The sequence below is a fragment of the Micrococcus sp. APC 4021 genome, from assembly GCF_030407635.1.
GTDB classification, from domain to species: domain Bacteria; phylum Actinomycetota; class Actinomycetes; order Actinomycetales; family Micrococcaceae; genus Micrococcus; species Micrococcus luteus.
The window spans coordinates 1-11,481 of record NZ_JASDCZ010000072.1; the positions used below are offsets into that span (position 1 = coordinate 1).

The window sequence follows — 11,481 nt, forward strand, 5'->3', positions numbered from 1 at the left end:
GACCCCGTGACCCAGGACGCCTTCCTCTACGACGCCCTCCGCACGCCGCGCGGTGCCGGCAAGCCCTCCGGCTCCCTCCACGAGGTCAAGCCGATCGACCTCGTCGTCGGCCTGACCCACGCCCTGCGCGACCGCCATGAGGGGCTCGACCCCGCCGACATCGAGGACATGATCCTCGGCTGCGTCAGCCCGGTGGGCGACCAGGGCGCGGTCCTGCCCCGCGTGGCCGCCCTCAAGGCGGGCCTGCCGCAGACCGTGGCCGGCGTGCAGCTGAACCGGTTCTGCGCCTCCGGGCTCGAGGCCGTGAACCAGGCCGCCGCCCGCATCCGCTCCGGCTGGGAGTCCCTGCTCGTGGCCGGCGGCGTGGAGTCCATGTCCCGCGTGCCCATGGGCTCCGACGGCGGCGCGTGGGCCATGGACCCGGCCACCTCCCTGGCCACCGACTTCATCCCGCAGGGCGTCTCCGCGGACCTGATCGCCACCCGCGAGGGCTTCAGCCGCGCAGAGCTGGACAGCTTCGCCGCGCAGAGCCACCGCCGTGCTGCGGCGGCGTGGCAGGAGGGCCGGTTCGCCCGCTCCGTGGTCCCGGTGACGGACATGAACGGGATGACCGTGCTGGACCGGGACGAGACCATCCGCCCCGACTCGACCGTGGAGACCCTGGCCAAGCTCAAGCCCTCCTTCGAGGCGCTGGGCCGGGAGGCGGGCTTCGACGCCGTGGCGCTGGAGAAGTACAGCTCGCTCGCGGAGATCGAGCACCTGCACCACCCCGGCAACTCCTCGGGCATCGTCGACGGCGCCGCACTGACGCTGATCGGCTCCGAGGAGGCCGGCCGGCGGGCCGGGATGAGCCCGCGGGCCCGGATCGTCTCCGCCGCCGTCGTCGGCTCCGAGCCCACCATCATGCTCACCGGCCCCACCCCGGCGTGCCGCAAGGCCCTCGAGGTGGCCGGCATGACCGCCGCGGACATCGACCTCGTGGAGATCAACGAGGCGTTCGCGGCCGTGCCGCTGCTGCTGATGAAGGAGATGGGCTGGACCGAGGAGCAGACCAACGTCAACGGCGGCGCGATCGCCATGGGCCACCCCCTGGGCGCCACCGGCGCCATGATCCTCGGCACCCTCGTGGACGAACTCGAGCGGCGCGACCTGCGGACCGGCATCGCCACGCTCTGCATCGGCGCCGGCATGGGCGTCGCCACCATCGTCGAGCGCGTCTGAGCGCCCCACCCACCCGACCGACCAGCACGGCAGGAAGAGCACCGGCATGAGTGAGCACATGATCACCTGGGACCAGGACACCGACGGCGTCGTCACGCTGACCATGGACGACCCGCAGGCGCGGGTCAACACGATGAACGAGCGGTACCAGGACGCGATGGACGCCGTCGTGGACCGCCTGGAGGCGGAACGGGACACGGTGACCGGCGTCGTCCTGACCAGCGCGAAGAAGACCTTCTTCGCCGGCGGCGACCTGGACTCCCTGGCCCAGGCCGGCCCCGAGGACGTGGAGTCCGTGTTCGCGCTGACGCAGCGGGTCAAGGGCCAGCTGCGCCGCCTCGAGACCCTCGGCCGCCCCGTGGTCGCCGCGATCAACGGCACCGCGCTCGGCGGCGGCCTGGAGATCGCGCTGGCCTGCCACCGGCGCATCGCCGTGGACGACCCGGGGCTGAAGGTCGGCCTCCCGGAGGTCACCCTGGGCCTGCTGCCCGGAGGCGGCGGCATCACCCGCCTGGTGCGCATGGTGGGCGTGGAGCGCGCCCTGATGGACTGGCTGCTGCAGGGCACCGCCCGCGACGCCCGGGCCGCGATGGAGAAGGGGATCCTCGACGAGGTCGTGACCGACCCCGCGGACCTGGTGCCCGCCGCCAAGCGCTGGATCCTGGAGCACCGCGACGACGCCGACGCCGCCGCGAAGCCCTGGGACGTCAAGGGCTTCAGGATCCCCGGCGGCACCCCCGCCCAGGCCTCCTTCGCCTCCCGCCTGCCCGCGTTCGCCGCCACCCTGCGCCGGCAGCTCCACGGCGCGGACCTGCCCGCCCCGAAGGCGATCCTCAGCGCCGCGGTGGAGGGCTCGCAGGTGGACTTCGACACCGCCTCGCGCATCGAGACCCGGTACTTCGTGTCCCTCGTGACGGGCCACACCTCCTCCGCCATGATCCAGGCGTTCCACTCGGACATGCAGGCGCTGCGCTCCGGCGCGGCCCTGGGCGGTCCCTCCCGCGAGCGCAGCACGATCACCACGGCGGCGGTGCTGGGCGCCGGGATGATGGGCGTGGGCATCGCCCACGCGCTCGCGCTCAACGGCGTGGACGTGATGCTCAAGGACGTCAGCCTGGAGGCCGCCGAGCGCGGCCGTGAGCGGGTGGGCGCCCTCCTCGAGGGGCGCGTGGCGAAGGGGCGCATGAGCCGCGAGGACGCCGACGCCGTCCTGGCCCGCGTGCAGCCCACCGAGGACTATCAGGACCTCGCGCACGTGGACGCGGTGATCGAGGCCGTGTTCGAGGACGTCGAGCTCAAGGACTCGGTGTTCGCCGAGGTGGAGAAGGTGGTCGGCCCGGACACCCTGCTGTGCAGCAACACCTCCACGCTGCCGATCACCCTGCTGCAGGGCCCGCGGGAGCGCTCCCAGGACTTCATCGGCCTGCACTTCTTCTCCCCGGTGGACCGGATGAAGCTCGTGGAGATCATCCGTGGTGAGCAGACCTCCCCGCGCACGGTGGAGCGCGCCTACGACCTGGTGCAGCAGATCCGCAAGCTGCCCATCCTGGTCAACGACGGGCGCGGCTTCTACACCTCCCGCGTCTACGGCACGCTCGTGCTCGAGGCCGCGGCCCTCGTGGAGGAGGGCGTGGACGCGCAGCGGATCGAGCGGGCGGCCCGCCACGCCGGCTTCCCGGCCTCCCCGCTGGCCATGATGGACGAGGTCTCCCTGACCCTGATCCAGCACATCCGCCGCGAGGAGGAGAAGGCCGTCGCCGAGGCCGGCGGTGAGCGTCCGGTGCGTCCGGGCGAGCGCGTGGTGGAGCGCATGGTGGACGAGTTCGGCCGCCCGGGCCGCGCTCAGGGCGCCGGCTTCTACGAGTACCCGGAACAGGGCCCCAAGCACCTGTGGCCAGGCCTGGCCGAGCACTTCGCCACCGGGGCGGACGTGCCCGAGCAGGACCTGCAGGACCGCCTGCTGTACCGCATGGCCATCGAGACGGCTCGCTGCTTCGACGACGGCGTCCTCACCGACGCCCCCTCGGCGAACCTCGGCGGCGTGTTCGGCATCGGCTTCCCGCCGCACACCGGTGGGCCAGTGACGTTCATGACGCACCGCGAGGGCGGACCGGCCGCGTTCGTGGCCCGCGCCGACGAGCTGGCCGACCGCTACGGCGAGCGGTTCCGTCCCGGCGGCACCCTCCGGCAGCTGGCCGAGCGAGGCGAGGGGCCGGGCCGATGAGCGCCGCACCGCTGGCCGGGGTGCGCGTGGTGACCATCGCGCTGAACCTGCCCGGGCCCGTCGCCGCGGCCCGCCTGCAGGAGCTGGGCGCCGACATCGTCACGGTGCTCCCGCCCAGCGGGGACCCCGTGGCCACCCTGGTGCCGGCCCTCTACGAGGAGCTGCACCGCGGGCAGTCGGTGCGCACCGTGGACATGAAGTCCCAGGCCGGGGCTGCCGAGATGGAGCAGATCCTGGCCGAGGCGGACGTGTTCCTCACCTCCCACCGCTCCGGGGCGCTGCGCCGGCTGGGCCTGGACGCCGACGCCGTCCGCGCCCGCCACCGGCGGATCTGCCAGGTGGACATCACCGGATACGACGGGGACCGCACGGACGTGCCAGGCCATGACATCAACTACCAGGCCGCGGCGGGCCTGCTGGCGCCGGGGGCTCCACCGCGGATCCTCGCGGCGGATCTGCACGGTGCCGAGCGGGCCGTCTCCGCCGCGCTGGCCCTGCTGTGGGCCCGCGGCGCGGACGGGGACGGCGGGCATGCCACGGTGGCGCTCGCCGATGCGGCGCACGCCCTGGCCCTGCCCAACCGGCACCGCATGACGGGCCCGCGCAGCCCCCTGGGCGGGGCCCTGCCCCACTACGGGGTGTATCCGGCGGCCGAGGGCCATGTGGCCGTCGGCGCGCTCGAGCCGCACTTCGCGGCCGCGCTTGTCGAGGGCCTCGGGCTGGACGCGGACGGGGACGTCCGCGCGCAGCTCACCGAGGCCCTCTCCCGGCACGACGCCGCCCACTGGCAGGCATGGGGGGAGGAGCGGGGCATCCCGCTCACCGCCCTGGCCAGCCCCACCGCCTGACCCCCACGACTCAGCACCCCCCTCGAACGACCTCCAGGAGCCCCTCATGACCACCACGGATTCCCGCACCCGCTCGCTGATCGACGTCGACGTCCTCGAGTACCACCGCCTCCTGACGCCCGAGCAGCAGGAGGAGCTCACGGAGATCCGCGCCGCCCTGGCCGAGATCGTCACCCCGCACGTGGCGGAGGCCTGGAGCCGGGACGAGTTCCCGCACGAGATCGCCCGCCGCGTCGGGGAGCTGGGCTACAACCACATCAGCGGCATGACCGAGGACCCGTTGTTCCGCGGGCACCTGATGGCCGAGCTGGCCCGCGCGGACATCTCCCTCAGCGTGTACTTCGCCCTGCACAACGACCTCGTCGGGGCCACCCTGGAGGCCCTGGGCTCGGAGGAGCAGAAGCAGACGTGGCTGCCGGGCCTGTACGCGATGGAGTACACCGGCTGCTTCGCGCTGACCGAGCCGGAGCACGGCTCCGACGTCGCCGGCGGCATGGCCACCACGGCCCGCCGAGAGGGGGACGAGTGGGTGATCAACGGGGCCAAGCGGTGGATCGGCAACGGCACCATGTCCCGCATCGCGATCGTGTGGGCCCGGGACGAGGAGGACGACCAGGTCAAGGGCTTCATCGTGGAGACCGACACCCTCGGCTACGAGGCCACCAAGATCGAGCACAAGACCGCGGTGAAGATCGTCCAGAACGCGGACATCACCTTCACGGACGTGCGCATCCCGGCGGAGAACAAGCTGGAGAAGGCGAACACCTTCGCGGACACCAACGTGATCCTGCTGGGCTCCCGCAACGGCCTGGGCTGGCAGGCCGTGGGCGCGCAGCAGGGCATCCTCGACGCCGCCCGCCGCTACGCGCTGGAGCGCACTCAGTTCGGCCGGCCGATCGCCGGGCATCAGCTGGTGCAGTCCCTGCTCGTGCAGATCGCGGCCAACCTGGCGGCCACCCTGGGCATGGCGCACCGGGCGGTGCAGCTGGAGGCCACCGGCGAGGTGTCCATGACGCAGGCCTCCCTGGTGAAGCTGAAGACCTCCCAGATGTGCCGCGAGTCGGCCGCGCTGGGCCGCCAGATGATGGGCGGCAACGGCATCCTCGCCGACGTCGGGCTCGGCCGGTTCTTCTGCGACGTCGAGGCGATCTTCACGTACGAGGGCACCTACGAGGTGAACTCGCTGATCGTGGGCCGCGGCCTCACCGGTCACTCCGCCTTCCTCTGAACCCCCTCCGACGACCGCCCCACCAGATCAGGAGCCACCGTGACCACCTCCGAGACCCCCGACACCTCCGCGACCACCCACGGCCGGCCCACCGAGCGCCGGGGTCATGTGGCCGAGCTGCTCTCGGCCACCGTGGCCCGGCAGCCGGATGCCGTGGCCCTGCGGATCGGCGAGGCCCGCATGACCTACCGCGAACTGGACCAGGTCACGGCCGCGACGGCCGGCTGGCTGCGCCACCGCGGGGTGGGCCCGGGGGACCGGGTGGCCGTGCTGCTGCCCAACGTCCCGGCCTTCGTGGCGGTCTACGAGGCGCTCATGCGCCTGGGTGCGGTGATGGTGCCGCTCAACCCGCTGTTCACGGCCCGTGAGCTGGAGTACTTCCTCGAGGACTCCGGGGCGCGCGTGCTCTGGGCCATGCCCGGGCTGCCGGCCGTGGACGAGGTGGCCGGGAACGTCGACGTCGAGGTGGTCACCCTGGACCTCGAAGCGGTCGGGCGGGAGTGCGCCGCCGAGGGCATCGCCCCGGTCACGGAGATCACCCTGCGGGACCCCGACGACGACGCCGTCCTGCTCTACACCTCGGGCACTACGGGGCGGCCCAAGGGTGCCCGGCTGACGCACACGAACCTGCGTTCCAACGCCATGGCGACGGCGACCGGCCTGGGCCGGCTCGGCCCGGACGACGTCGTGTTCGCGGCGCTGCCGATGTTCCACGTGTTCGGGCTCTCGGTGGTGCTCAACGGGGCGGTGTTCGCCGGGTCCACCCTGTCCCTGATGCCGCGGTTCGTGCCGGAGGCCGCCTACGACCAGCTGCAGGACCACGGCGTCACGTTCCTGCCCGGCGTGCCCACCATGCACGGGGCGTTCCTCTCCGTGGCCCGGGCCCGCCGTGAGGCCGGGGCCGAGCCGGAGGACTTCTCGCGGCTGCGCATGCCCCTCTCCGGCGGTGCGAGCCTGCCGGTGGAGACGCTGCGCGCGGCGGAGAAGCTGTTCGGCGTGCCCGTGTTGGAGGGCTACGGCCTGTCCGAGAACGCGGGTGCGTGCTTCTTCAACCCCGTGGACGCGCCGACCCGCCCGGGCACCGTGGGCCGGCCGGTGGACGGCTTCGAGTTCCGGATCGTCGCGATGGACGGCACCGAGGTGCCCGAGGAGGACCTCGAGACCTCCGGTGAGCTGCGCATCCGGGGCGAGGGCATCATGGCCGGCTACTGGGGCCGCCCGGAGGACACGGCGGCGGCGTTCGACCAGGACGGCTGGTTCCGCACCGGGGACATCGCCCGCCGGGACGAGGCCGGGTACGTGATGATCGTGGACCGGCTCAAGGACGTGATCATCCGCGGCGGCATGAACGTGTACCCCCGCGAGGTGGAGGAGGTCCTCTACGAGCACCCGGACGTGGTCGAGGCCGCCGTGGTGGGTGTGCCGGACGAGCGGCTGGGCGAGGAGATCGCCGCCTTCGTCTCGCTGGCCCCGGGCAGCGCCGTCACGGGGGAGCAGCTCCAGGCGTTCGCGGCCGAACGGCTGGCCCGCTACAAGCAGCCGCGGGAGGTGACCGTCCTGGACGGGCTGCCGAAGAACGCCACGGGCAAGATCCTGCGCCGCGAGCTGCGTCAGGGGTGAGGGGCGTGTGGCGGTCTGGACACGGGTGGTCTGGTCTGAGTGAGAGGAACGACGGACAGATGGCCTCTCGCTACGCTCCCGGTATGACTCAGCCGCTCGTCCACCCGCCCAAGGCCCAGCCGGGCGACAGGATCGCCGTCGTCTCGCCGTCGTTCGCGGCTCCCGGCTTCGCGCCCGCGGTGCACGAGCAGGCGATGCGCCGCCTGGCCGAGGTGACCGGACTGGTGCCGGTCGAGTACCCCACCACCCGGCAGCTCGGGGCGAGCGCCGAGGACCGGGCGCGGGACCTGAACGCGGCGTTCGCGGACCCCCAGATCCGGGCGGTGATCGCCACGGTAGGCGGGGAGGACCAGATCACCGTGATCGGCCACCTGGACGCGGACGCAGTGCGCGCGGACCCCAAGCCGTTCCTCGGCTACAGCGACAACACCAACCTGCACCAGTGGCTGTGGGCGAACGGCGTGGCGAGCTTCTACGGAGGCTCCACCCAGGTGCACCTGGGGCCGGGGCCGGCTGTGGATGAGGTGCACGCCGCGTCCATGCGGGCCGCCATGCTGACGGGAGGGCGGCTGGAGATCACGGAGCCGGGGGAGTCGGAGGACCACGGCGTCGACTGGCTGGACCCGCGGGCGCTCACCGAGTTCGGCGAGCGGGATCCGGTGCCGTGCCCGCACGACGACGGCGCGCGCGGCGTCGGCGAGGGCGCCTCACCGTGGCGCTGGGCCGGGCCGCGGCGCGCGGTGACCGGCCGGACGTGGGGCGGCTGCCTCGAGGTGCTGCCGTGGGTGATGGCGGCCGGCCGCGGGCCTGCGGACATGGCGGTGCTCGAGGGCGGTGTGCTGCTCATCGAGACCAGCGAGGAGCTGCCGAGCGCCGGCGAGGTGCGGCGGCTGCTGCGGATCCTGGGGGAGCGCGGCGTGCTCGGCGCCGTGGACGCCGTGCTGGCGGCCCGCCCGCCGACGAGCTCCTTCGAGGCGCCGCGCGGTGCGGAGGAGCGGGCGCGGCGGAGCGCGGAGCAGGCCGATGTGGTGGTGGAGGAGGTCGGGCGCTACAACCCGGACGCGGTGGTGTGCGTGGGCGTCCCGTTCGGCCACACCCGGCCGCAGTGGGTGCTGCCGCACGGCGGCGTGATGACCGTGGATGGGGTGGAGAGGCGGGTGTGGGCGGAGTTCGGGTGAGTTGATCGGCGCGCTGCGCTACGTGCTTTCTGGCGGCGCGCCACTGGCCGTGGAGACGCTGCGGGAGGCCGAGGCCGAGGCGGCCTTCGGCGTGCCGGTGCGCGAGGCCTACGGCCTGTCCGAGTCCTGCGGGCCCGTGTGCTTCAACCCCATGGACGGCCCCAGCCGCCCCGGCACCGTGGGGCGGCCGCTGGAGGGTGTGGAGTTCCGCATCGTCACCCCGGAGGGCGTGGAGGTGCCGGAGAGGGACACCGAGACCCCCGGCGAGCTGCGCATCCACCGGCCCGTGGTCATGTCCGGGTACCTGGGCCTGCCGGAGGCCGGGGCCGCCGCGTTCGACGACGACGGCTGGCTCCGCACCGGCGACCTCGCCCGGCGGGACGAGGAGGGCTACTACCGGATCGTGGGCCGGCTGAAGGACATCAACATCCGCAACGGCTACAACGTGTACCCGCGCGAGGTCGAGGATGCGCTCTATGTGCACCCCGACGTCGCCGAGGCCGAGTTCTCCGCGTTCGTGCGCGAGCGCCTACTCTCGTACAAGGGGCCGCAGCCGGTGACGCTCATGGACTCGTTGCCGAAGAACGGGACGGGGAAGATCGTGAAGGACCTGCTGCGGTGAGGGGCCTGATCTGACTGGTTGGACGTATCCCAAGGGCGAGTGGAGCCCCGCCCCGATCTTCACGACGGTGGACAAGAACCCTGAGCTTGTCATTAGGCGTGCGGTCCGCACCGAATGAGGAGAACCTTGAGTGCGGTGGACCGCTCGTGGGCAGTTTCGCCTAACGTGTCCGGGGTGCGCGAGACGATGGCCTCAGACAGCATCTCACCGTCCCGCGGCTCCATGTGGGGCCGAGCTGGACACGGGTAGAGTCGTAGGTCATGGCCCACCAGGCCATGCAGAGAGGTAGGCGTCGTATGGTCCACTTGACGGGTCTATTCGCAGGTATCGGTGGCATTGAGCAGGGCTTCCACAATGCGTTGGGATCAAAGGTCGAGACAGATCTTCTGTGTGAGTCTTGGGCCCCTGCTCAAATCGTTCTGAAGAATCGGTTTCCCGGTGCTGAGCTGCACCCAGACGTTCGAGAGCTGGCATCCCTGCCGGAGGCAACTGACATACTTTCCGCTGGGTTCCCCTGTCAGGATCTCTCACAGGCAGGTCGAACTGCGGGCATTCGCGGGGAGCAGTCCGGGTTGGTGACGCATTTGTTCGAGCTGCTTCGGCGTCGCATCTCTGCTGGACGACGACTTCCCACACTGCTCATTGAGAACGTCCCCAACATGCTGGCCCTCGACAAGGGTGCTGCGATGGAGTTCCTGGTCCAGGAGATGGAGACCCTTGGATACTCTTGGGCTTACCGGGTCGTCGACACTCGTTTTACGGGACTGCCGCAGAGGCGCCGTCGTGTAATCGTTGTTGCCTCGGTGAACCTCAACCCGTCGGAGGTCCTTTTTGCGGACGAGGCGGCGTCACGCCCTGATGATCATTATTCCTCCGACGCCTTTGGATTCTACTGGACGGAGGGTAAGGGTGGATTGGGGTGGGCACCCGACGCGATTCCGACGCTCAAGGGTGGCTCCACGATCGGCATCGCTTCACCTCCTGCCATTTGGGTCCGTGGCGCGGAGGACGCCACTCGCGCCTTGGTGGTGCCGAGGGAAGCAGAAATGGAATCATTGCAGGGGTTCCCCCGCGGGTGGACTGATCTCGACTTCGGCTTGAGCGCTGCGCGGACGCGCGGAACCCGGAGCAAACTCCTTGGCAATGCAGTCTCGGTGCGTGTTGCAGAGTGGGTGGCTCGGCGAGTCTTCGCGCCAGGCGAAGTGGTGTGCCCCTCCGTCGATTGGGGCTCATCCAGGCAGTGGCCGAACGCTGCTGCTGGTATGGGCGGGAAGCGATGGCGAGTGGAGGCCAGCGAATTTCCCACTCTGGAACCGTATGAGCACTTGCTGGAGCATGTTGACGTGTCGTCAGCCCCGGCGTTGAGCCGGCGTGCGGTGTCGGGTTTCCGTTCGCGCCTTCTCCAGGGGAACTTGGGCCGATATCCGGGATTCCGCGAGGCTGTGGCTGAGGCGGACAGGGCATTGACTGAAGATCAGCTGATTACCAAGTTGGAGGCATGAACGTGTTTGGCCCCGATATTCTGGCTCGAACCATGAGCGAACCGGCAGACCCCACCAAATATGGAATTCGCTGGCAATATCATTCTCGATCAGATCGTCATGGAAAAGTGGCCAGTTGGGGCGTCGCCTTCGACTTGCTTCGCTCGTCGAGTGTGATGCGGCAACATGCCCGCGACGGCAAGATTGTCCTTGGTGTCAATCTGAAGTTGAGTGATTTCGAAACGAAGAAGAGCAAGGTGCTTGACTTGGTCATCGCCCGACCAGGAGGAGCGGCGACATCGGCCCGCGGCGAGTCCCTGGTCTCTCTCGCGCAGCGCTACAACATGAACCTCTCCGGAGAAGAGATGGGCGAGCTGACGTCGCTACCAGATATTCCTGTGGCGCCTGTCGGGTCGGTTCTGGTGGCTCTAGAAGCTAAGGCCACGATGACTGCTCACGTCAAGTCACTTCCGCGTCTTCATGATGAATTGACCAGTTCCCACATCTCTGTACACGGTGAGAGCCAGACAGCCTTGGCGATTGGATACGCACAGGTTAATGTCGCAGACGTGTTTGTAAGTTCTAACCCTGCAAACGTTGAGCGCATTCATCTCGGGCAGGAACCCGTTGTCACTTCTCACAAGCAGCCCGGTGATTGTCAACGGGTGTTGGACACCCTTAATACTCTTCGGACTCGTTCCAGTTCCATCGGTATCGGTTTTGATGCAATTGGCGTAACTGTCCTCGACCTTCGGAACGATGACAGTCCTGTGAAAGTCGTTCATTCCCGACCCGCACCGCAGCCGGGGGACGCTTTTCACTACGACTCGATGATCATGCGCATGGCCACGCGCTACGACACGCAGTTCAGTGGGATCTGAAGACAAAGGCAACAACGGAAGATCTTGGGCCTCCAGCTGTGCAGCGCGGAGGATCATGGTCGCGAACCGAGCGCGGGACACCAAGCCTGAGCTCGCCGTTCGCGGGCGTGTCAACTTGTCTGTGTAAGCGGGGTGGTCACAGGTAGGGGTTGATCCGGTCGGGGTAGGCCGCGGCGAG

The 11,481-nt window shown here is 70.1% G+C and carries 9 protein-coding genes; all 9 read left to right on the forward strand.

Annotated elements, in window-relative coordinates:
* Positions 1–6 precede the first annotated feature (6 nt).
* The 9 genes from QL983_RS07580 to QL983_RS07620 all read left to right on the forward strand — a co-directional run bounded on the left by QL983_RS07580 (position 7) and on the right by QL983_RS07620 (position 11,303).
* Entirely contained in the window at positions 7–1,221 is a 1,215-nt protein-coding gene (locus tag QL983_RS07580; RefSeq protein WP_069941808.1) for an acetyl-CoA C-acetyltransferase, read from the forward strand.
* Between the two features lie 46 nt (positions 1,222–1,267).
* The gene (locus tag QL983_RS07585; protein WP_070709039.1) at positions 1,268–3,445 is read left to right on the forward strand and encodes a 3-hydroxyacyl-CoA dehydrogenase NAD-binding domain-containing protein; all 2,178 of its coding nucleotides are present in this window, start codon (positions 1,268–1,270) and stop codon (positions 3,443–3,445) included.
* Positions 3,442–4,293, forward strand: coding sequence for a CoA transferase (locus QL983_RS07590; RefSeq protein WP_044658735.1), 852 nt, complete (start codon positions 3,442–3,444; stop codon positions 4,291–4,293). The genes QL983_RS07585 and QL983_RS07590 overlap by 4 nt, the downstream gene beginning before the upstream one ends.
* 46 nt (positions 4,294–4,339) lie before the next feature.
* Complete coding sequence (locus QL983_RS07595) at positions 4,340–5,521, forward strand: acyl-CoA dehydrogenase family protein (RefSeq protein WP_069941810.1); 1,182 nt, start codon at positions 4,340–4,342, stop codon at positions 5,519–5,521.
* Positions 5,522–5,560: 39 nt separating this feature from the next.
* A complete protein-coding gene (locus QL983_RS07600) occupies positions 5,561–7,141 on the forward strand; it encodes a long-chain fatty acid--CoA ligase (protein WP_223247476.1) in 1,581 nt (526 codons plus the stop codon).
* A gap of 83 nt (positions 7,142–7,224) precedes the next feature.
* Positions 7,225–8,319: a S66 peptidase family protein gene (locus tag QL983_RS07605; RefSeq protein ID WP_069941811.1), complete on the forward strand. Its 1,095-nt coding sequence runs from the start codon at positions 7,225–7,227 to the stop codon at positions 8,317–8,319.
* A gap of 1 nt (position 8,320) precedes the next feature.
* Entirely contained in the window at positions 8,321–8,941 is a 621-nt protein-coding gene (locus QL983_RS07610; protein ID WP_051995213.1) for an AMP-binding protein, read from the forward strand.
* Positions 8,942–9,201: 260 nt separating this feature from the next.
* Complete coding sequence (gene dcm, locus QL983_RS07615; protein WP_223247475.1) at positions 9,202–10,443, forward strand: DNA (cytosine-5-)-methyltransferase; 1,242 nt, start codon at positions 9,202–9,204, stop codon at positions 10,441–10,443.
* 32 nt (positions 10,444–10,475) lie between these two features.
* Positions 10,476–11,303 carry a hypothetical protein gene (locus tag QL983_RS07620; RefSeq protein ID WP_197458584.1) on the forward strand — a complete coding sequence of 276 codons (828 nt, stop codon included), beginning with the start codon at positions 10,476–10,478 and terminating at the stop codon, positions 11,301–11,303.
* The last annotated feature ends 178 nt before the right edge of the window (positions 11,304–11,481 follow it).

Bases quoted from the DNA above. Each gene is read 5' to 3' on its own strand.
- QL983_RS07585 (WP_070709039.1), top strand. From the start codon at position 1,268: ATGAGTGAGCACATGATCACCTGGGACCAGGACACCGACGGCGTCGTC.
- QL983_RS07590 (WP_044658735.1), top strand. From the start codon at position 3,442: ATGAGCGCCGCACCGCTGGCCGGGGTGCGCGTGGTGACCATCGCGCTG.
- QL983_RS07595 (WP_069941810.1), top strand. From the start codon at position 4,340: ATGACCACCACGGATTCCCGCACCCGCTCGCTGATCGACGTCGACGTC.
- QL983_RS07605 (WP_069941811.1), top strand. From the start codon at position 7,225: ATGACTCAGCCGCTCGTCCACCCGCCCAAGGCCCAGCCGGGCGACAGG.
- dcm (WP_223247475.1), top strand. From the start codon at position 9,202: ATGGCCCACCAGGCCATGCAGAGAGGTAGGCGTCGTATGGTCCACTTG.
- QL983_RS07620 (WP_197458584.1), top strand. From the start codon at position 10,476: ATGAGCGAACCGGCAGACCCCACCAAATATGGAATTCGCTGGCAATAT.